Consider the following 21,014-nt stretch of genomic DNA (forward strand, 5'->3'; position numbering starts at 1 on the left):
CGGCAATCTCGACGCCCGGGTCCTACAGGATGTAGAGCATCTCCTGGTAGGTCGGCAGCGGCCAGAGGTCGTCGGCCACAACGCCTTCCAGCGCGTCGGCGGCGCTGCGCACCGCGTCCATCGCCGGCAGCAGCGCCTGCTGGGCGTGCTTGGCCTCCTCGAGCGCGGACTGCGCCGAGTGATCCGACAACGCGGACTTCAGCGTCGCCAACGCGGCGGTGAGGTCGGTCAGCGGAGCCGAAACCGCTTCCAGCGCAGCCAGGTTGGGCTCCACGCCGGCGGCCTTCAGGGTGGCCACGTTCTGGGCGAGCTCGGTCTGGTAGCGCAGGGCGGCCGGCAGCACCACCGTAGTCCCGATCTCCAGCGTGAGCTTCGCCTCGACGGCGATGGTGAGGACGTACTGCTCCAGCCTGACCTCGTAGCGGCTGTGCAGCTCGCGTTCGGTGAAAACTCCGTATTTCTCGAAGAGTTCCACCGCTTCCGGCTTCACCAGCTCCGGGATGGCGTCCAGCGTGGTCTTGAGGTTCGGCAGGCCTCGCTCGGCGGCCTCGATCTGCCACTTCTCCGAGTACCCGTCGCCGTTGTACACCACGTCACCGTGCTCGGTGATGATATCGGTGAGCAGCTTTTGCACCGCCGTGTCGAAGTCTTCGCCGTTCTCGACGGCGCCCTCCAAGATGGTGGCCATGTGGTCGAGGGAGTCGGCCATGATCGTGTTGAGGACGATCAACGGCACGGCGACGGTCTGCCCGGATCCCGGCGCCCGGAACTCGAACCGGTTGCCGGTGAACGCGAACGGGCTGGTGCGGTTGCGATCACCCGGGTCGGTCGGCAACGGCGGCAGCGTGTCGACGCCGATGATCATGGTGCCCTTGCCCTTTGACGAGGTCGCCGCGCCCTTGGCGATCTGCTCGAAGACGTCGGCGAGCTGTTCGCCGAGGAAGATCGAGATGATCGCCGGGGGCGCCTCGTTGGCGCCCAGCCGGTGGTCGTTGGTGGCCGACGCCACCGAGACGCGCAACAGGCCGGCGAACTTGTGCACGGCACGGATCACCGCGGCGCAGAACACCAGGAACTGGGCGTTCTCGTGCGGTGTGTCCCCCGGGACCAGGAGCGAGCCCAGCTCGGAATTGCCCATCGAGAAGTTCACGTGCTTGCCCGACCCGTTGACGCCGGCGAACGGCTTCTCGTGGAACAGGCATTCCATGCCGTGCTTCTTGGCGATCGTCTTGAAGACCGTCATCAGCAACTGCTGGTGGTCGGAGGCGATGTTGGCGCGCTCGAACATCGGCGCAATCTCGAACTGACCGGGGGCCACCTCGTTGTGCCGGGTCTTGGCGGGAATGCCGAGCTTGAACAGCTCCCGCTCGGTGTCCATCATGAAGCCGAGCACGCGCTCGGGAACCGCGCCGAAGTAGTGGTCGTCGAATTCCTGACCCTTCGGCGGCTTGGCGCCGAACAACGTGCGGCCGGCATTGACCAGGTCGGGCCGCGCCAGGAAAAAGTGCCGGTCGACCAGGAAGTACTCCTGCTCGGGGCCGCAGAACGAGACGACCTTGTTGAGGTCCTGGTGACCGAAAAGCTTCAGGATGCGCTCGGCGTGCACACCCATGGCCTGCTGGCTGCGCAACAGCGGCGTCTTGTAGTCCAGCGCCTCACCCGTCATGGAGACGAAAACGGTGGGGATGCACAGGGTGTTGCCGTTCGGGTTTTCCAGGACGTAGGCCGGGCTGGTGACGTCCCAGCCGGTGTACCCGCGCGCCTCGAAGGTGCTGCGCAGGCCGCCCGACGGAAAGCTGGACGCGTCGGGCTCGCCCTGGATGAGCGTCTTGCCGGCGAACTCGGCGAGCGTCTGGCCGTCGGAGACGGGTTCGAGGAAGCTGTCGTGCTTTTCGGCGGTCAGCCCGGTCATCGGGTAGAACACGTGGGCGTAGTGGGTGGCACCCTTCTCCAGCGCCCAGTCCTTCATGGCCGCCGCGACGGAGTCCGCCACGGCGGGGTCGAGCTTGGTCCCCTTCTCGATGGTCGCCACGACCGACTTGAACACCGCCTTGGGCAGCCGCGACTGCATCTCGGCCTTCGTGAAGACGTTGGAGCCGAAGATCTCCCCCGGCTCTTCGCCGGGCACGAAGCTGATGGCCGGTGGGATGTATGCCTCGACGTTGTTGATCGCCTGGAGGCGGACAGCATTGCCGCTCAATTGAGTTCCTATCGCTGAGGGGTGCGCGAAGTCATCCCTCCGAGAGGAAGGACCGACTCACCGTAGGAAGCTTCGATGGCGAACTTGTTACGCCGGTGTCACGGCTGATGCCACGTTGGTTGCGAACGTGCGACGGACCGGCTGGTGTCTTCCCCGGTCGTCGATGCCAACGGTGCGGGCCGGCGCAGACGCGACCGTCGCACCCGCGAGCTGCCGCCCCGCCCCCTCGCCGGGAAGGGCCACCACGCACGGTTCGGCGCAGCGCCCTGTAGGCGGACAATGCGCAGTGCGCCCGCGATCAGCACCGTCGCCAACGGCAGTTCCCCCAATGCGGCGGTGAGCGCCGAAATGACAAAATCGCTGCGCCTGGCGGTCAACACATCGAACCAGGCGTCGCAGACGAGCAGAATCCCCGTGGCGAACGCGAACAGCGTCAGCAAGTGATGCTGGGTGAAGCCGAACACCGCGGTGGCGATCATGAACGCCAGCAGCAGGACGTCGAAGCCAACCCAGGTCAGCTGCCAATGCTGGGCGCTGTAGCTGTGCGGCAGGGTGAGACCCAGGTAAACGGTCCACGGGATCAACGCAAGCCCGGCGCAGAGCGCCAACCACTCGCGGATCCTGCGGATCCTGATGACCCGGCGTGAGCGCATCACTGGTAGGCCTCCCGCGCACCGGCTGCCGGCAGCGGTCGCGCCATGGCCGCAATGGTAGCCGGGCGCGAGCCGGCCGCGGGAGAATCGGATCATTCTCCGTGCTGGGCGTCGGCGACCGTCAGCGGCATCGCCAGCTCCTCCAAAGGCCGGCGTTCGGCCGCCACGCCGAGCCACAGTTCCACCAGGCCGGCAACGGCCATCACCGCGGCCCCGATCAGGAATGACCAGACCACCTGGCCGCGCTCGCCCGAGCTGATCAGCTGGCCGAACAGCAGCGGACCGGTGATGCCGCCGATCGCCGTGCCGATCGCGTAGAAGAACGCGATCGCCAGGGCCCGGGTCTCCATGGGAAAGATCTCGCTGACCGTCAGGTACGCGGCGCTCGCGCCCGCCGACGCCAGGAAGAACGTCACCGCGAGCACGCCGATGAAGGCCCAGACACCGCCGGCCTGGGTCACGAACACGACCGCCAGCACGACCGCGACGGCGCCCGAGCCGATATAGGACAGCGTGATCATCGGTTTGCGCCCGACCGAGTCGAAGAAGTGTCCGAGCGCGAGCGGGCCGACGAAGTTGCTGAGCGCCCACAGGATGAAGAACAGCGGCACCTTGCCCGATGGAACGCCGTAGAAACCGCTCAGCAGCGTGCCCAGGTTGAACGTCACACCGTTGTAGAGAAACGCCTGGCCGATGAACAGTGCCAGGCCGAGCACCGCGCGCCGCGGGTACAGCGTGAACGCCACTTTGGCGATCTCCAGGAACGAAATCGTCTGGCGCTGGCGGATCGTCAGCTTGCGCCCCTGCGGCTCGGGCAGCTTCTCGCCGGTTTGCCGCTCCACGTCCTGCTCTATCTCGCCGACGATGCGTTCGGCTTCCTCGTTGCGCCCGTGGATGAACAGCCAGCGCGGGCTTTCCGGCACGTTGCGCCGCACCAGCAGGACGAAGATGCCGAAGACGGCGCCGATGCCGAAGGCCAGCCGCCAGCCGATGTTGATCGGGAAGTGCGAGGTGTCGAGCAGCACCAGCGCACCGGCCGCGCCGGCCGCCGACCCCAGCCAGTACGTGCCGTTGATCACCAGGTCGACGCGACCGCGCACCCGTGCGGGGATCAACTCGTCGATCGCCGAATTGATCGCGGCGTACTCACCCCCGATTCCCGAGCCGGTGAAGAATCGCGCGATGAAGAAGTACCAGGGCGCAAACGCGAACGCGGTAGCCACCGTGGCGACCAGGTACACCGCCAGGGTGAGCATGAACAGGTTGCGCCGCCCGAACCGGTCGGTCAGGTGGCCGAAGAACAACGCGCCCAGGCACGCTCCGGCGATGTAGAACGCGGCCGCGACGCCGATCTGGGCGGGGTTGAGGTCGATGCCGCTGCCCTTTTCGGTCAGGCGCGACGACACATTGCCGACCATGGTGACCTCGAGCCCGTCCAGGATCCAGACCCCGCCGAGCCCGATGACGACGCGCCAGTGGAACTTCGCCCACGGCAGCCGGTCCAGCCGGGCCGGCACGTGCGTGGTGATGGTTGCGGTCTGTGCTCCGGCGCTCATGCGCCGCCGTCGCCGCGCGCGTCGGGCCGTGACTCCTCGGGAGTCCAGGCCGGCGGGTGGCCGGGCTGGCCGGGGAACAGGAAGTCGATGAAGGCCGCCGCGGTCGGCTGCGGCTCGTGGTTGGCCAACCCCGGTCGCTCGTTGGCTTCGATGAAGGCGTATTCGGTGCCGGTGACGTCGGGCACCAGCAGGTCGATGCCCGTCACCGGGATGCCGATGGCCTCGGCCGCCGCGACCGCGACCCGGCACAATTCGGCGTTCACCTGGGCGGTGACGTCGTGGATGGTGCCGCCCTGGTGCAGGTTCGCGGTCCGCCGGACGCACAGCCGCGTGCCCTGCGGCAGGACGTCGTCGAGCTGCCAGCCCGCCTCGGCGACCGTCGCCTCGGTGACGGCGTCGAGCGGGATGCGCGATTCGCCGCCGGTGGCCGCGGAACGCCGCCGGCTCTCGGAGGTGATCAGCTCCCGCACGGTGTGGTCTCCGGTGCCGATGATCTCGGGGGGCAGGCGCAGGGCGGCGGCCACGACCCGGCCGTCGATCACGACCAGGCGCAGATCGCTGCCGGTCACGCGCTGCTCGATCAGCACCTCTGGGAACTGCTCGCGGGCCCGTGCCAGGGCGGCGGCGAGGGCGTCGGGGCCGTGGTCGGCGGTGACCCCGACGGTGATGCCCTTGCCCTGCTCGCCGCGGGTGGGCTTGACGACCACCTCGCCGACCTCCTGCAGGAAGGCGTAGTCCTCGTCGTCGAAGGTGGCCAGTCGCGCGCGTGGCACGGTGATGCCGGCGTCGGCGACCAGGCGCCGGGTCAGTCTCTTGTCGTCGCAACGGCACATCGCGACCGCCGAGGTGAACTCCGAAAGCGACTCGCGGGTGACGACGCTGCGGCCCCCATGGGTGAGCCGTATCTCGCCGGTCTCGGCGTCCAGCACCTCCACCCAGATGCCGCGGCGAAGCGCCTCGTCGGCGATGATCCGCGCGTAGGGGTTGAGGTCGTCGACCGTCTCGGGCGTCGGGCTGAACAGCGGCTCGTTGATCGCGTTCTTGCGCTTGATGGCGAGCACGGGGACCCGCCGGAAGCCCAGCTTTTCGTACAGGCGGATGGCGGCGGCGTTGTCGTGGCCGACGGACAGGTCCAGGTAGGCGCGGCCCGCGTTGCGGAAGTGCTGGGCCGTGGCCCGGGTCAGCGTCTCGCCGATGCCGGGGACGCCGGCCGCCGGGTCGACGGCCAGGGTCCACAGGCTCGAACCGCATTCCGGGTCGGAGAACAGCACCTCGTGGTCGACGCCGGTCACGGTGCCCACCAGGGCGCCGTCGTCGTCGCGGACCGCGAGCAGGTAGGTGACGGCCGGCTCGTTCTGGTGGTTGTTCCAGATGGTGTCGACTGGCGCGGGGACCATGCCGCACCGCACGAAGACCCGGTTCATGGCGTCGGCATCGGCCGGGCCGTTGAGGGTGCGGACCGTGATGCCCGGCGGCGGTGGCGGGTCTGGCTCGTCATCGCCGGTGAAGCGCAGCCGATAGGTGTGGCTGGGGTCGATGAAGAGTTCGCTGGGTGACCCGGCGACCACCACGTGGGATTCCCGCGCGTAGATGCAGATGTCGCGCCGGCCGGGAGCCTCGCGGCGCAGCGTCTCGGCCAGCTTGTCGGCGTCGGCAAAGGTCTGCCCGAAAATGAGCCGACCCCAACCCATTTCAAGTTCGACATCCTTGGCCATCGCCTCGACCAGGTCCGGCGGCGAGGCGTCGTGCAGGCCGAGTGTGATCGCCTCGGTGTGATCCTCGGCGTGGGTCTCCTCGCCGGGATCCACGGTGGTCATGCCGCCGGCCCCGTGACGCCGTGCCGCTGCAACCAGAGCTCGAGCAGCGCGATCTGCCAGAGTTCGTTGCCGCGAAGGGGAGTCAGCCGGCCGTTGGGATTGGCCAGCAGGTCGTCGACGGCCTCGTTGCGAAAGAGCCCCCGCTCCTTGGCAACCGGCGCGTAGAGGGCGTCGCGGACGAGGTCGAGGTAGGGGCCCTCGAGGTGGGTCAGCGCCGGGACGGGGAAGTAGCCCTTGGGCCGGTCGATGACCTCCGACGGAATCACCTGGCGCGCCGCCTGTTTGAGCACGCCCTTGCCGTCGTGCGCGATCTTGAGCTCCGGCGGGCAGGTTGCGGCCAGCTCGACCAGCTCGTGATCGAGGAACGGCACCCTGCCCTCCAGTCCCCATGCCATGGTCATGTTGTCTACCCGCTTTACCGGGTCGTCTACCAACATCACCGTGGTGTCCAGGCGCAGCGCGCGGTCGATGCCGGTCTCGGCGCCGGCGCGGGCGAAGTGCTCGGCCACGAAGCGCTCGCTGGGGTCGTCGGGCGCGATGGCGCCGGCGGCCACCAGGGCATGCACGCCCGCCGCGTCCCGGTCGAAGAAGGCGCCCCGGTACTGGGCGACCGCGCCGTCGAGCGTGGCGGCGGAGGGCAGTCCCATCGGCGGGTACCAGTGGTAGCCGGCGAACACCTCGTCGGCGCCCTGTCCAGATTGCACGACCTTGACGTGGCGCGAGACCTCCTGGCTGAGCAGGTAGAAGGCGACGCAGTCATGGCTGACCATCGGCTCGCTCATCGCGCCGATCGCACCGTCGAGGGCGGGCAGCATGCGGTCGGTTCCGATGCGGATCTGATGGTGGTCGGTGCCGAAGCGTTCGGCGATGATGTCCGACCACCGGAACTCGTCGCCCGCGACGCCGCCCGCCGACTCGAAGCCGATGGAGAACGTCGACAGGCCCGTCTGGCCGGCCTCGGCGAGCAGCCCGACGATCAGGCTGGAGTCGACGCCGCCGGACAGCAGGCAGCCCACCGGCACGTCGGCGACCAGCCGACGCTTGACCGCGAGGCGCAGCGCGTCGAGCACCGCGTCTTCCCAGTCGGTTTCCGACCAGCCGGCGCGGTCGTCGTGCCGGGTGAAGTCGGGCGTCCAGTAGGTCGTCGTGGTGCGCCGGCCGTCGGGCTCGATGGCGACCAGCGAGGCCGGCGGCACCTTGCGGACGCCCCGCAGGATGGTCAGCGGCGGCGGAACCACGGAGTGAAACGTCATGTAGTGGTGCAGGGCGACCGGGTCGATGCGGGTGTCGACGCCGCCGCCGGCCAGCAACGCGGGCAGCGCCGACGCGAACCGGATCCGGTGGCCGTCCTCGGTCAGGTACAGCGGCTTGATGCCGAGCCTGTCGCGGCCCAGCAGCACCCGGCCGCTGTCGCGTTCGACGATCGCGAAGGCGAACATGCCGTGCAGGTGGGTGACGAAGTCGTCGCCCCAGTGGTGGTAGGCCTTGAGCAACACCTCGGTGTCGCTGTGCGAGAAGAAGCGGTAGCCGTGCCCGGCCAGTTCCCGCATGAGTTCCTGGTAGTTGTAGATGCAGCCGTTCCAGGCGATCGTCAGGCCCAGTTCGGGGTCGACCATCGGCTGGGCGCCGGCTTCGGACAGATCGATGATCCTGAGGCGGCGATGACCGAGGGCAACCCGGCCCTGTGACCACACCCCCGCTGCGTCCGGACCCCGCCGCGCCATGACGTCAGCCATCGCTGACACCGCCGCTACATCGGGGACCCGGCCGTCGAGTCGCACCTCACCGGTGGCTCCACACACCTTTTTGACCCTACCCCGCGGCCGGTGTGGCGCATCTCGCCGCCGCCAATCGGGGTCGGGCCACCCCGGGGCGGCGGCGCCGCGTCCCATCCGGATTGCGTTGCGGTGGAGTCCTTTTGGGTGTTGCGGATCAGGCGACCGGTGTTTTTCGCCACATCTCGGTCCCGGGCGCCTGATGGCCGTCCCCGCCGTACACGGCCCAGTCGGCGGGTGGATTTCACCAGCTCGGTGGGCGCGTCGGCCGGCGCCGCCAGCAGCCGGCCGGAGAGCATGCGAAAGGCTTGGCGCCCATCTGCAAGCCCTTCCGGCGCCCGAAGTTCCATGCCAGGGCGTCGCCCGCGAGCGGCGATGTGAGACCGGCCACAGCACCGCGGCCGTCGTGCTGGTGCGTGCCGGTCGCGGCGGTGACGGTCGCCGCCCGGCGACGTTTGCTGGACTCCGCCTTGGCGAGGCCTCGCCAGAACGGCTATGTTTCCCTTGGGGTAGCTGTGCGCGGACACCGCGCCGGTTATAAGATTGCGATAGTCCTGATCCTTGGGTTAGTGGGCCCCTCGGGCCGTCGGGCTGCGACTCAGTGCGGTCCTTCGCCGACGCATCGGCCACCCCGCGGCGGACGCACGTTCCGTTTGCTGTTGGCCGGGGCGCGCGTTGCTGGTGGGTCCGGGGCGGGACGCGCGAACATCGTTGCGGACGCTCGGCCGATCCGGGTCGGTGACCATTGACCATTGGGCGACCCGCTGATGAGTGGGTAAATGGAAGGACGCAGAGGTAGAGGAAAGCAATGGCATCCACACGACCCAACTTGGTGCAGTACATCCCCTACGTGTACGGCTGGCGGCGCCTGCCCGACTCGATGCGCGACTGGGTGGCCCGTGACCTGGCCGGGAAGGGGGCAGTCCGGCGCTTCATGTTGGCGGCCGCGATACCACCCATCGTTGTGCTCGCGCCGTTCTGGCTGCTGCCGGCGTCGTTGTATGTCCACACCGAGATGACCGTGCCGATCTACGTCTGGGCGCTACTGATCTCACTGGCCATGAACAAGGTCTGGCGGCGCCACCGGCTCGCGCAGCATGGGTTGGACCCCAACCTCGTCGACGAGGTCAGGAAAAAGAAGGACGCCCGGATGCACGAGGACTACGCCCGGCGCTACGGGGAGCGCCCGCAGTCGGCCGAGTGGCAGGCGAACAGCAACCCGTTCTTCTGACGGTTGCCGGCCCGCTGTGAAGGCTGGGCTCAATCAGCCTGAGTACTGCCACATTTCGGCCGAGGTTCGCTCGCCGCTCGGATAGCACACGAATTCGACCGGTGTGCCGTCCGGGTCTCGGACGAAGAACATCCGCACTCCCCCGATGTCGACCGGCTGCTGCTCGGGTTCGAGGCCGGCGGCCGTGACGGCGGCCAGCGCGGCGTCGAGGTCGCGGACGCTCAACGAGATATTGGTGTAGCCGAGCGCGGTTTCCTTGCGACGCGCCAGCGGACGGTGCGCGAACTGCAGCAGTTCCACGACGGTGCCGCCGAGCATCCCGCCGATCATGCGCCCGCTCGCTCCCGCCTCACCGGTCACCACTTCCATAGGCGGACCGTCCAGTTCGACGTCGAAGAAGACGTCGAGTCCGAGCAGATCGCGGTAGAACCGCAGCGACGCCTCCGCGTCCGATACCGCGATGCAGACGTGCGAGAAGCCGATGATGCCGATCGGATGTTGGGTCATTGCGGGAATCCTCGTGGGAGACGGAACGCTGGGAACGGTCAGGCCACAGTATGCGATTTCTGGTGATCGCAAAGGATCCTCCGCCCCTGCGAAGGCCCGGGGCGAGCGGCGTGGAGGCGCGCTCCTGCCGAAACATGCTGTGCGCTAGTCCCTTTCGATGACCGCGGGGATCGCCCGTTGCTATCGGCAGCCGCCAGGGCCATGGCGTCGGGCCGGCGCGTCCGGTGGCCACCCGCCGGAGATCGCACCAAATCGAGATGTCAGAACATTGCCACACGGGGGGCACAGGCCGTTAAACTGCTGGTCGTGGCTCCAAAGGTGTTAGCCAACGGCCGCGGGCGCTGGCTGGCGGCGGCGGCCTCGGTCGCGGTGTCCGCCGCGATGCTCTATGCGCAAGCCACGGAGCCACCGCGCCGCGTGGAGGCGCGGCCGCCGTCCCCGGCCGTCGCGGCTCCCACCCCGGGCGCCGCTTCCCCATCACCCGGGCCCGGCGGCGGGCCGCACACCGCCACTTCGGCGGAGACGAACCTGTTGGCCGCCAGCGCCCCCGTCGCCGCTCAGCCGTTTCAGGTGGCCCTGCCCCCTGGCGTCGCCTCCGAGGACCGCCTGCAGGTCAAGACCATCTGGGCGGCCCGCGCCATCAGCGTGCTATTCCCCCAGATCAAAACGATCTGGGGATACCGGCCGGACCCGCTGCCGTGGCACCCCAACGGCCTGGCGATTGACGTGATGATCCCGAATCACGACTCCCCCGAAGGCATCGAGCTGGGCAACCAGATCGCCGGGTTCGCGTTGGCGAACGCGAAACTGTGGGGGATCAACCACGTGATCTGGCGCCAGAAGATCTACCCCGGCGTGGGCGCGGGGAGCTGGACGGCCGACTACGGCAACGAAACCCAGAACCATTACGACCACGTCCACATCGCCACCAATGGTGGCGGCTACCCCACCGGGCGCGAGGTTTACTACATCGGGTCAATGACCCCCGCACCGGCGAACTGACCGGGAAGCGCGACGCGCCGCCGTCGCCAATCGCTCCGGCCGGCAGCCGTATCCCTTCCCTGTGAAGCTGATCCACAGCGCCTTGATGCCCTTCCCCGGATGCGCGCGGCGTGCTGGCGTGCATGAATGGGGGGGCGCCCACTACGGTCGCGTTCGCCGTCAGCCGGCGGATCGCCAAGCGAAGGAGCATCTCGTGCCCGACCAGACGCCCGACGACATCTTCAAACTGGTCAAGGACGAGGGCATCGAGTATGTCGACGTCCGCTTCTGTGATCTGCCGGGAACCATGCAGCACTTCACCATTCCGGTCTACGTCTTCGACGAGAACGTGTTCGAGGACGGCTTGGCATTCGACGGCTCGTCGATCCGCGGGTTCCAATCGATCCACGAGTCCGACATGCTGCTGCTGCCCGACCCCGAAACGGCGGTCATCGACCCGTTCCGGGCCGCCAAGACGCTGAACGTGAACTTCTTCGTGCACGACCCGTTCACGCTCGAGTTGTACTCACGCGACCCGCGCAACGTCGCCCGCAAGGCCGAGAATTATCTGGTCAGCTCCGGGATCGCCGACGCCGCCTACTTCGGCCCGGAAGCCGAGTTCTACATCTTCGACTCGGTGAGCTTCGACTCGCGCATCAACGGCTCGTTCTACGAGGTGGACGCGACGTCGGGGTGGTGGAACACCGGCGAGCCCAACGAGAACGACGGGACCCCGAACCGCGGCTACAAGGTCCGGCCCAAGGGCGGCTACTTTCCGGTGGCGCCCACCGACCACTACGTGGACCTGCGCGACGAGATGCTGACCCACCTGACCAACGCGGGCTTCGTCCTGGAGAAGGGCCACCACGAGGTGGGCAGCGGCGGCCAGGCCGAGATCAACTACAAGTTCAACACTCTGCTGCACGCGGCCGACGACCATCAGATGTACAAGTACATCGTCAAGCAGACCGCCTGGCAGGCCGGCAAGAGCGTCACCTTCATGCCCAAGCCGTTGTTCGGCGACAACGGCTCCGGAATGCACTGTCACCAGTCGCTGTGGAAGGACGGTGTCCCGCTGATGTACGACGACAGCGGATACGCCGGCCTGTCGGACACCGCCCGCCATTACATAGGCGGCCTGCTCTACCACGCGCCCTCGCTGCTGGCGTTCACCAACCCCACGGTGAACTCCTACAAGCGCCTGGTTCCCGGCTACGAGGCGCCGATCAACCTGGTGTACAGCCAGCGCAATCGTTCCGCGTGCGTGCGCATTCCGATCACCGGCAACAACCCCAAGACCAAGCGGCTGGAGTTCCGTTGCCCCGACTCCTCCGGCAACCCCTACCTGTCGTTCGCGGCCCAGTTGATGGCCGGCCTCGACGGCATCAAGCACCGGATCGAGCCGCCTCCCCCCATCGACAAGGACCTCTACGAGTTGCCCCCCGAGGAGGCCGCGGACATCCCCCAGGCGCCCACCCAATTGGCGGCCGTGATCGACCGGCTGGAGCAGGACAGCGAATACCTCACGGTTGGGGGCGTTTTCACCCCGGACCTGATCGAGTCGTGGATCAGCTACAAGCGCGATTACGAGATCGCGCCGTTCAATCTGCGGCCGACCCCCTACGAGTTCGCGCTCTACTACGACGTGTGAAAGCGCCTATCCCGACGCCGGGCCCTCGACCGGACACATGAACTTGTCCGCGAACCTCGCACACGCCGGCGGCAGCGGCTGATCCGGCCCATAACCGTTGGCGCCGTAGGGCACCACGTGCACCCACCCACGATCCAGGCACATGAACACGTCACCGCCCGGGCCGCCGGGGCTGACCGTGCCGTTGACGCACGGATCGGCGCGCGCCACCCCCGGGACGCCGAGAAGCACCGAGACGATCACGGAGGCCACCGTGACGACGACCGCCCTCATACGGGTCGATGGTAGTCCGAAGCCGAGCGTCCGAGTGCGAGGCCCGTGCCCTCGCGGCGGGACACCGTCGCGGATGGCGATGCAAGGATCGATCAACCCTGCGAGCGCCCGGTCGCCCAACAGAAAACCGAGCGTCCTCGGCAATCAGCGCGCCCTTTAGGTAGCAGCCGTGCTGTCGGCGCGTAGATCGCCGATATGTTTCTTGTAGTTCTCTCGCTCCCGCCATGCTGCGCCCATTCCCGCGAGCATTTGTGGTGGCATGGCCTCCATGGGGACGACGACGTCTTGTTCGGCGGGCCATTCGGGCAGCAGTTGCGGGTGGTAGCCCTGCGGGTAGTACTCGGCCGGCGGGACCTCTTGCTCCCGGACGAAGGCCTCCTGGATCTCGGCCCGCGTTGTCGTGGGCATCGGGATGACGAGTTGCCCGGTGTCGAAGTCGAACTGGGGAGCGCGAACATTGGGATAGGCGGGCAGGACACCTTCGCGCACCCAGATGTCATCTTTCGTCACGTTGACCACGACCCCGTCGGGCGCCCCGAAATGGAACGGCCCCTTCCAGTGATGACGAATCTCAACGGTGGTCTCCTCATTCAAGTAGGGGTCGAACGGCATATGGCAGGTCATGAACAGCCGGGGATTGGCGCGCTTGGCCAAGTAGCCTGCGGCATAGGCGGGAGTGTGGTGGGTGTCGAGGGTGTAGCGCCCCAAAAACGGCGGCACGCCCTGCACGCCGGAGCTGATCGCGCACAGTTCGGCTTGGGTCTCGGTGATGTAAACGTCGGCCCCGGATGCATATTCGGCGTCGAGGAGTGACGGACGACCATCCCCGGTCCAGACCACGGAGAGCCCTTTCCAGTCCAGCCGATAACCCGAGGCACCGTCCTTGGCGTGTGAGCGCTGCCAGTGGATGACCCGGACACCGTTCTCCTCGTAGACGACGCCTCCGTTGTCGCGGAAGTCGAACTCCGTCACCTCGATGTCGTGGCCGCGGCCGACCGGGAAGACCGAGAACGCATCCAGGTGCCAGGCCAACATCTGCTTCATTCCCTCGACCATGTGCGCGGTACCGAATCGAGGGGTGCGGCCCGAAGGGCCGAACACTCGCAGCGGCTTGTGCCAGCGCCCGGCCCAACCGCCGAACATGTAGAGGTAAGGCAATGCGCCGAAGTGGTCGACGTGCAGGTGGGTGATGAAGATCTTGTCCAGTTGATTCATCGCCAGTCCGGCGGCGTTGTAGTTGGCGATGGAGCCCTCGCCGAGGTCGAAAACGAATTTGTCGCCGTTGCCGAGCTCGACGAAGATCGAGGTGTTCATCTGGCCCGGTCGGATCATCGGCGCACTGCCCATGAACGTGATCCGCATTTCGTCGGGGCCCACCTGCTCGGTCCGCGGGAACCAGTTAGCCGCGCTCACCAGCCCTGGGGTCGGGCTGATGCCCTCGAATAGCAGCCCTTCCTTCCATCGACCCAGTGGGACGCCCTCGGTCAAGACTCGTTGCAACACCGCGTGCGAACTCGGCTCACGCTGACCGGGCATAGGTCGTCCCTTCGTCCGGCCGGATTCAAGGTCAGCCGAACGAAGGCGGCGATCCACCGGCACCAACAGCACCCGAGGCTACGCCTGGAACCCGGTCAAACATCGCACAACCGGCGATCGGATGGGTCAAGCACGGCAACCGCGCGTTCCTGGCGGCCCCGCCGAGGTAGCCGGGACACGTTGCCGCTGCCGGCGGAATCGTTGGTCGCCTCAGCAGGCGTCGAGCGCGGCGTCGACGACCCTGCGTTCGATTGCGCGATCAGCAATGATCACCAGCCGCGAGACCCGCTCTTCGATTCCCCATTCGTCGAACGGCGTGATTTCACCGCGCATGCCGACCGCCTGCACCAATACCCGCTGCTGCGGATGCTCGCTTGCATGGATGAAACCCTTGATGCGATACACCGAGGCGGGGAGATGCGCGATGCAGTTGGACAGGGTTCCCTCGTTAAAGGGTCGCTCTCGTTGATACACCCAGCTGACGAACCGGCTTCGATGCGCATGGTCGATCGCGTCGTGGCTGCTGATCGGGCTCTCGGGTCGAGCCCCGAGCAGTACAGACATCGGCACGTCGGCCCGCACCGTCTCGATGAACCGAACGCCGTTGAGGCGCTCGCACACGAAGGCGCGGACGGCGGCAACCCGTTGTCGGTCAGCTAGGTCAATCTTGTTGAGCAGAACCAGATCTGAGCATCCCAGCTGGCCATAGATCAGGTCGGCGGTCGCGGGATCGGCGACCTTATCGGGTAACTGCTCGGCATCGACCACTGCGACGATCCCGTCCAGCCGAACCCGGCCCCGACGGGCCGCATCGACAAACGTACTAGCGATGGTCAACGGCTGGGCCACCCCGCTCGCCTCCAACAGGATGGCGTCGATGTCAGATTCCGATTGCATCAACAGGTCGATGGCCGCCAAGAGATCGTCGCGCACCTCGCAGCACACGCATCCGTTCGCCAGACTGATTTTTTTAGCAGCCAGCCCGACGATGAGCTCACCGTCAACGTCGATATCTCCAAAGTCGTTGACGAGTACCGCGATTCGAAGGCCGTGGGCCTCGGACAGGATGCGATTGATCAGCGTCGTCTTGCCCGCACCCAGGAATCCGGTCAGCACCGTGACCGGAGTCCGGTCACCACTACTGTCCGCGGACGGCGCGCCGAGTAGTCGCTCGAGCTCGTCGTCGCGGGTGTTGTCCTGATCCACTGGTCGAATCACCTCTATTGCGTAGCTTCACACACACGCACGTTTCGCGGCCAAAAACTGCCCGCCCGGTTTTAAGCTGCACAATCCGTGCCCTCATCCGTCGACGTCGGGCGCCCACTTCGGTGGACGCACGTCGGGGCGGTGCGAACGCGCCGCGGCCAGCGTCGCCGCGCGCTCGCCGTTCATCGCTGTCGCCGGCGGGGGCTGACCTTTGCGCAGCGTCGCGATCAGCTCCCGGTAGGGGCCGATGAGATAGACGGTGTCGCCGGCTTTCAGGAGGGCGTCGCGGCGCGGGCGTAGCCTGATCGGCCCCTCCGGTCGAATGATCGCGATGACCCGGGTTTGGGTGGACAAGTCCAGCATCCGCAGCCCGTCGAGCTCGCTGCCCGCCGCCACGAGCATTCCCCCGACCATGAACGAGCGCTGCCCCACCCAGAACGTCCCCAGCACGTTCAAGCCCATCGCCGCGCCGATGAACCACGGAGCCGCCAGGTCGACGATCGAGCGCACGTTTTGGAAGCCGAACCGCTGATTGATCGCCGCGCCCAACGCGCGGCCCTGGACGCGCATGACGATCGGCACCTTGGTGTCGGATCCCAAGATCTCCAGCAGCACGATGCCGGTCTCGATGTTCTCCATGTCGTCGTTGGTCACGACGGCCACCCCGCGGGCGCGCTCGACGTGCGCCGCCTCCAGCGTCTGGCGCATCGTGGAATCCCCGAAGATCACCGGCACGTCGAGTTCGGCCGCCGTCGACAGGAACCGGTTGTTCTCGTCCTGCTCGATGACGAGTACGTCGTATCCCGCCGCGGTGAGGTCGCTCACCACCCGGATCCCGACCGAGCCCAGGCCGACGACGACGACGTGGCCGCGCATGTGCCGCGCGCGCCGCAGTCCGGCCAGTTGGACGAAGCGGCGCGACAACAGCAGGTCGGCGAGGAAGGCCACGAGAATGGCGGTGACGATGACACCGCCGAACATCAATCCGACGGCGAACAAGCGCAGGGACGTGGATTGCTGGCCGAAGCTGAAATCGCCGTAGCCCACCGTGGTGATCGTCTCGGAGGCGAAGTACAGGGCGTCGATCCATGACATCCGCGGACTCCGGTACCCGTAGTGGACCACCACCGTCGCGCCGAGCGTCAGCAGCAGCGCGAACGCCAACGCCGGGTAGAGCATCGGGTTCACGTCGTCGCGCATGGCCCGGGTCGCGTCGATGACGCGCCGGATCCGGGACTGGCGAGAGCGCGTGACGGTCGCGGGTGGCAGGTTGATCCCGCGGGCCTCCAGTTCATCCCTGACGCCGATCATCGAAGTCCAGTCGCCGCGGTAGACCCGCTGATCCCGGCCGGGGCATGGCACCACCTCGCCGGGCGCCGGCGAATTCTTGCCATGGACCACGGCCACCGGTGCCAGGTCGGCGTGGATATCGCGCAGCGTCCCATCGTGGGGTGCCTCGGACCCCCACACGACGAATTCGATTCCGGCCGTGTCGAACTGGTGCGTGTTGCGCGACAACACCGCCTCGACGATCGACGGGGTCGCGAGGTCCGCGACGTCCAGGACCGCGCCGGGCCCGTTGACGGCGCCCACCGCTTCGCGCAGCACGTCGTTGGCCAGACGAGCCACCACCCGCACGGTCGGGCTGTATTGGCGTGCCAGGAGGGCGATTTCGAGGTTCATCGCGTCGTTGGGCCCGGCGCAGACGACGGCGCGCGCGCGATGCACCCCGGCCGCGAGGAGCTCGGCCGCGGTGTTGACCTTGATGATCCGCGCGCCCGCGCCCCGCAATTCCTCGGCGATCGTCTTCGACAGCGCGTCCTCACCGCAGACGATGATTTCACGATGAAACTGAAAGATCTCCCCCGCGTCACCGAAATCCGGTCGCGTCGTTTTCGCGGTTGAGCGACCGCGCGAGTCGGCAGGATCGATGATTTTGGCTTCATCACTCGGTCGTGGCTTCGTTTGCGGCATAAAGACTCCGACCTCGGCTGACAGTTTGAGTTCACTGGTACATACGACTATCGGCCACAATGTCGCAAAGTGCCACCGGAGCAGGGGCGAATGCGCAAGCCGCGCAAGCGGAGTCGCGAATGAGGCCGAAACAGGTTCGACTCGAGTTCGCAACGCGGACGAAATAGTCGCGGCGTAGACACCGCCGCGCGGTGGGCGAATTCGGCCCCGGTTAGATGCCGAGTTCCTGGTCGATCTGCGGCCAGTACTGAGGACCGTCCGGAGTGAGGATGATCCAGTCGTGGATCTGACCGTTGGCCAGCACGAAGTTGATGGGGGCGCCGGCGGTGGCGGCATCTTTCATGAGGACCAGCGTGTCGGCCGAGAGGATGTCCATGTTCCCCGAATAGACGTAGGTCGTCGGGAGACCGGTGAGCGAGCCGTACAGCGGGCTGACCTCGGGGTTGGTGACGGGAAGATCGCCGGCCCACACCTTGCCGATCTGTTGCGCGGGCCCAACCGGCAGCAACGGATCCTGGACCAATGCGATGTTCGGGTTGGTCATCCCCAGGTCCAGCCATGGCGACAGCAGGACCATCGACCCCGCCACCTGCTCACCGTGGGTCACCTCGTATTCGGCGGCCGCCAATGCGAGGTTGCCACCGGCGGAGTCGCCGATCACGCTGACGTGGGGGGCGCCGTGGGCGGCGACTTCCGTATTGATGAGGCCGGCCACGGTGGGCACCACAGTGCCGGCGGTGCCTCCCTGCTGCAGCAAGGGGTAGATCGGCACCTCGATGGTCGCCCCGGTCTGGTAGGCCATCACCGTGTAGTCGAGCCAGTGGAAGAGGGAGGGCGAGAAGATGAACGCGCCGCCGTGGATGGCCACGACGTAGTTGCCGGACGGGTGGGCCGGCGTGATCTGTACGACGCTCATCCCGTTGTACGTGGTCTGCTGGACCGTTTCGCCCAGCAGCAGCGTCAAGAGGTGTGGCGGGGAGTTGCTGAGAAACAGCGAGAACAACGGGTTGTTCCCGGTGAACAGCGAGAGAAATGGGGAACTCGGCACCGAGAGTTGATTCTCGAGTCCGGGGAGCAGACCCAGGATTGGTTTGACGGGCAACAGCGCGGTTTCTTCGAGTCGTGTTGCCAACGACGGCGTTCCGGTGAAGGTGCCGCCCTGCGACGCCGTGAAGGGCGGGTTGGCCGGCGACCCGAAGATGTCGGCCAGGAGCGTGTTGGACACCAGTGTGAATTCGGCGCCCAGCGCCGTGGGGGCCTGCTGAATTTCCTGCCCGAGGGCGGCGAAACCATTCCCGAACGTCCGGGCCAATTGGCCCGGCAGTGCGGGCAGGTTTTCCAGCGCCTGCCCCCACTGCCCCAGCTGGGCGACCGTTGACGAGGCGCTGACGTGATACCCGCCCATCACCGCGACGTCGTGGGCCCACATCTGCTCGTACTCGGCCTCGGCGGCGGCGATCGCCGGGGCGTTCTGACCGAAGAGGTTCGAGAGCACCAGCGACACCAGCTGGCCGCGATTGGCCGATATCAGTCCGGGGTCGACGATGGCGGCCAGAGCCGACTCGTAGGCGGTGGCCGCCGCCCGGGCCTGGGTCGCGGATTGTTCGGCTTGCGCGGCCGCGCCCTGCAGCCAGTCGACGTACGGGGTGACCGCGTTCGTCATGGACGCCGACGCGGGGCCCTGCCAGGCCTGTCCCGCCAGGTCGGAGGTGACGGAGCGGAAGGTGGTCGCCGCCGAACTGAGCTCACCGACGATGCCGTCCCAGGCCGCGGCCGCCTCCAGCATCGGTCGCGACCCCGGCCCGTCAAGCAGCAACACCGAATTGATCTCTGGCGGCCAGACCAGAAAGCTCATTACCGCTCCCCCTTGATCGGCGATTAAGCAGCCCTAGTCAGCAACGTACATCGTCAACGCCGCCGAGCAACACCGTCTCTCACTTGCCGCGCGCACCGCCGCGGCAAGGCGCGACGAGACCGCTCGGTTGTGTGACCGGCCCGGCCGCCCGTGACCCGGGCGCCGACCATCAAGGCCGCGGTCAGTCGGACTGCTCGGCAGACATCCATGTCGAGGTCGCGATCAGGTCGCCACGGTCCAGGGCGGCAGCACGGTGCTCGTGCACCTTGGCGTACTCCTCGGTGGTGACCATCTCCAGAAAGGCTGCCGGCGTGGGGTATTCGACGATCAGGATGGCATCCCACCAGGGCTGCTCGCCGTCGCCGATGACGACGCCCGGAGCGGTGCCGCCGTAGCGGATCTTGGCGCCGACGCGCTCGAGGTGGGGCGCGACTTCGGCCCCGTACTGCAGGTAGCGCTCCCGGCCGCCGGGCTTCTTGAACTGCAGCAGATTGACCATCACCACCGGGGCGTCGGCCGGTCGTGCGGCCAGCGCGGCGACCTGTTCGGGTGTGGTCTCGATCGTCGTGCTCATGAGAATCTCCTCGTCGTCGAGTGGTCGTCGAGTGGTCGTCGCGTGGTCGCCGAGTGCGGATGCCGTCACTTGGGTGCCGTGCGGCCGGCGGCTCTGCGACTTCACCATGCCCGTCAGACCCGTCCGTCGTCTTGACCGTCCGGGACAGTCTTTTTGCTTTTGAGGACACCGCTTCCTTGCGGGACTAGCATCCCGGAGCATGTCCGTGGTGCGCGGCACGGCGCTGACGAACTATCCGGACCTCGTCTCGGAGCTCGGCGGGGAGCCGGAACGGTTACTGCGCCGCGCCGGGATCCGCCGGGAGGACATCGGCAAGTACGAGGTGTTCGTGCCGTTGCGGGGCGTGATAGTGGCGCTGGAGTCTGCCGCCGAGGAGACCCACACACCGGATTTCGGTCTCCGGCTGGCTCGGCGGCAGGGCATCGAGATCCTCGGCCCGGTGGGGGTGGCAGCGCGCACCGCCGCGACCGTCGGTGCCGCGATGGCGATCTTCGGGACGTTTCTGGCCGCCTACAGCCCGGCCATGTCGGTTCACGTAGAGCCTCTGCCGGACCGTCCCGAATGCTCCTTTGTGGAGTTTCGGATCCTCATGGATCGCATGCCGCCGGCCAACCAAGGTGTCGAGCTGTCCCTCGGCGTCATCCTGCAGGTGTTGCGGCTGCTGCTGGGCGGCCAGTACTGCCCGCTCTCGGTGCACGTGCCCCACGAGCCGGTCACCCCGGCCGCGCAATATGCCGAATACTTCAGCTGCAGAGTGTATTTCGCCGAGCCGAGCGCCGGGTTCACCCTGCGCACCGCCGACCTGAGCCGCTCGCTGAACCACGACGAACTCGCGCATCAAGCCATGGTCGAATACCTCAGCACCCTGATCGGCCGGCGCGGCCGGGACATGAGTCAGTCCGTGCGCACCATCGCCCGGCAGTTGCTACCCGCGGGTGCCGCCAAACTCGAGGTGATCGCGGCACAGTTCAACGTGCATCCCAAGACGTTGCAGCGCAGGTTGGCCGACGAGGGCACAACGTTTTTCGAGCTGATCGACGGCTTGCGCCGCGACACCGCTGAACACTATCTGCGCGACACCGACATCGGCCTGTCGCACCTCACCCGAGAGCTCGGTTATACCGAGCAAAGCGTGTTGACCCGATCCTGCAAGCGGTGGTTCGGTACGGGGCCGGCCGCCTACCGGCGTCGGCTACAACCCCGGCGACATCCAGCGGTGTTCTGA

General features: G+C 67.2%; 16 protein-coding genes. 4 read left to right on the plus strand and 12 right to left on the minus strand.

Translation table 11 applies throughout. From position 1 onward, the window contains the following. Positions 1 to 22: 22 nt before the first annotated feature. From BN971_RS04615 to BN971_RS04635, 5 genes are all read right to left on the minus strand, one after another. The gene (locus tag BN971_RS04615) at positions 23 to 2,200 is read right to left on the minus strand and encodes a glutamine synthetase III family protein (RefSeq protein WP_085181588.1); all 2,178 of its coding nucleotides are present in this window, start codon (positions 2,198 to 2,200) and stop codon (positions 23 to 25) included. Positions 2,201 to 2,298: 98 nt separating this feature from the next. Next, positions 2,299 to 2,808: a hypothetical protein gene (locus BN971_RS04620; RefSeq protein WP_139027038.1), complete on the minus strand. Its 510-nt coding sequence runs from the start codon at positions 2,806 to 2,808 to the stop codon at positions 2,299 to 2,301. 137 nt (positions 2,809 to 2,945) lie between these two features. Then, entirely contained in the window at positions 2,946 to 4,409 is a 1,464-nt protein-coding gene (locus BN971_RS04625; protein ID WP_090349828.1) for an MFS transporter, read from the minus strand. Next, positions 4,406 to 6,226, minus strand: a complete 1,821-nt coding sequence (gene ngg / locus BN971_RS04630) for an N-acetylglutaminylglutamine synthetase (RefSeq protein ID WP_090349830.1) — start codon at positions 6,224 to 6,226, stop codon at positions 4,406 to 4,408. The genes BN971_RS04625 and ngg overlap by 4 nt, the downstream gene beginning before the upstream one ends. Next, positions 6,223 to 8,028: an N-acetylglutaminylglutamine amidotransferase gene (locus BN971_RS04635; protein WP_085181585.1), complete on the minus strand. Its 1,806-nt coding sequence runs from the start codon at positions 8,026 to 8,028 to the stop codon at positions 6,223 to 6,225. Before BN971_RS04635 ends, ngg begins: the two co-directional genes overlap by 4 nt. Positions 8,029 to 8,809: 781 nt before the next feature. Here BN971_RS04635 and BN971_RS04640 point away from each other — a divergent pair. Beyond that, positions 8,810 to 9,232 carry a DUF5313 domain-containing protein gene (locus BN971_RS04640; RefSeq protein WP_085181584.1) on the plus strand — a complete coding sequence of 141 codons (423 nt, stop codon included), beginning with the start codon at positions 8,810 to 8,812 and terminating at the stop codon, positions 9,230 to 9,232. Positions 9,233 to 9,265: 33 nt separating this feature from the next. Here BN971_RS04640 and BN971_RS04645 read toward each other — a convergent pair whose 3' ends face one another. Next, positions 9,266 to 9,739, minus strand: a complete 474-nt coding sequence (locus tag BN971_RS04645; protein ID WP_085181583.1) for a VOC family protein — start codon at positions 9,737 to 9,739, stop codon at positions 9,266 to 9,268. Positions 9,740 to 10,045: 306 nt separating this feature from the next. Between BN971_RS04645 and BN971_RS04650 the strand changes: the two genes are divergently transcribed. Together BN971_RS04650 and glnA are read left to right on the plus strand one after the other, a co-directional pair. Then, positions 10,046 to 10,741, plus strand: coding sequence for a VldE C-terminal domain-containing protein (locus BN971_RS04650; protein ID WP_090349831.1), 696 nt, complete (start codon positions 10,046 to 10,048; stop codon positions 10,739 to 10,741). 193 nt (positions 10,742 to 10,934) lie between these two features. After that, the gene (glnA, locus tag BN971_RS04655; protein ID WP_085181581.1) at positions 10,935 to 12,371 is read left to right on the plus strand and encodes a type I glutamate--ammonia ligase; all 1,437 of its coding nucleotides are present in this window, start codon (positions 10,935 to 10,937) and stop codon (positions 12,369 to 12,371) included. A gap of 6 nt (positions 12,372 to 12,377) precedes the next feature. Here glnA and BN971_RS04660 read toward each other — a convergent pair whose 3' ends face one another. The 6 genes from BN971_RS04660 to BN971_RS04685 all read right to left on the minus strand — a co-directional run bounded on the left by BN971_RS04660 (position 12,378) and on the right by BN971_RS04685 (position 19,789). Further along, complete coding sequence (locus BN971_RS04660; protein ID WP_085181580.1) at positions 12,378 to 12,644, minus strand: hypothetical protein; 267 nt, start codon at positions 12,642 to 12,644, stop codon at positions 12,378 to 12,380. Between the two features lie 156 nt (positions 12,645 to 12,800). Then, positions 12,801 to 14,252 (minus strand): guanitoxin biosynthesis MBL fold metallo-hydrolase GntH, encoded by a 1,452-nt coding sequence (gntH, locus tag BN971_RS04665; RefSeq protein WP_211279819.1) that lies wholly within the window; start codon positions 14,250 to 14,252, stop codon positions 12,801 to 12,803. Positions 14,253 to 14,390: 138 nt separating this feature from the next. Continuing rightward, positions 14,391 to 15,386, minus strand: a complete 996-nt coding sequence (locus BN971_RS04670; protein WP_139027039.1) for a CobW family GTP-binding protein — start codon at positions 15,384 to 15,386, stop codon at positions 14,391 to 14,393. A gap of 93 nt (positions 15,387 to 15,479) precedes the next feature. Further along, a complete protein-coding gene (locus tag BN971_RS04675; protein ID WP_085181577.1) occupies positions 15,480 to 17,360 on the minus strand; it encodes an NAD-binding protein in 1,881 nt (626 codons plus the stop codon). A 211-nt stretch (positions 17,361 to 17,571) separates the two neighbouring features. Further along, positions 17,572 to 19,215, minus strand: a complete 1,644-nt coding sequence (gene lipY / locus BN971_RS04680; protein ID WP_085181576.1) for a triacylglycerol lipase LipY — start codon at positions 19,213 to 19,215, stop codon at positions 17,572 to 17,574. A gap of 181 nt (positions 19,216 to 19,396) precedes the next feature. Further along, the gene (locus BN971_RS04685; protein WP_085181705.1) at positions 19,397 to 19,789 is read right to left on the minus strand and encodes a DUF1330 domain-containing protein; all 393 of its coding nucleotides are present in this window, start codon (positions 19,787 to 19,789) and stop codon (positions 19,397 to 19,399) included. A gap of 199 nt (positions 19,790 to 19,988) precedes the next feature. Here BN971_RS04685 and BN971_RS04690 point away from each other — a divergent pair, with 199 nt between their 5' ends. After that, complete coding sequence (locus BN971_RS04690; protein ID WP_085181575.1) at positions 19,989 to 21,014, plus strand: AraC family transcriptional regulator; 1,026 nt, start codon at positions 19,989 to 19,991, stop codon at positions 21,012 to 21,014.

It is taken from the genome of Mycobacterium bohemicum DSM 44277 (assembly GCF_001053185.1).
GTDB classification, from domain to species: Bacteria; Actinomycetota; Actinomycetes; order Mycobacteriales; family Mycobacteriaceae; genus Mycobacterium; species Mycobacterium bohemicum.

What these genes read in the sequence shown, in the direction of transcription:
- BN971_RS04625 (WP_090349828.1), bottom strand. Translation starts at nt 4,409, where the DNA reads ATGAGCGCCGGAGCACAGACCGCAACCATCACCACGCACGTGCCGGCC.
- ngg (WP_090349830.1), bottom strand. Translation starts at nt 6,226, where the DNA reads ATGACCACCGTGGATCCCGGCGAGGAGACCCACGCCGAGGATCACACC.
- BN971_RS04640 (WP_085181584.1), top strand. Translation starts at nt 8,810, where the DNA reads ATGGCATCCACACGACCCAACTTGGTGCAGTACATCCCCTACGTGTAC.
- BN971_RS04645 (WP_085181583.1), bottom strand. Translation starts at nt 9,739, where the DNA reads ATGACCCAACATCCGATCGGCATCATCGGCTTCTCGCACGTCTGCATC.
- BN971_RS04660 (WP_085181580.1), bottom strand. Translation starts at nt 12,644, where the DNA reads ATGAGGGCGGTCGTCGTCACGGTGGCCTCCGTGATCGTCTCGGTGCTT.
- BN971_RS04675 (WP_085181577.1), bottom strand. Translation starts at nt 17,360, where the DNA reads ATGCCGCAAACGAAGCCACGACCGAGTGATGAAGCCAAAATCATCGAT.
- lipY (WP_085181576.1), bottom strand. Translation starts at nt 19,215, where the DNA reads ATGAGCTTTCTGGTCTGGCCGCCAGAGATCAATTCGGTGTTGCTGCTT.
- BN971_RS04685 (WP_085181705.1), bottom strand. Translation starts at nt 19,789, where the DNA reads ATGAGCACGACGATCGAGACCACACCCGAACAGGTCGCCGCGCTGGCC.
- BN971_RS04690 (WP_085181575.1), top strand. Translation starts at nt 19,989, where the DNA reads ATGTCCGTGGTGCGCGGCACGGCGCTGACGAACTATCCGGACCTCGTC.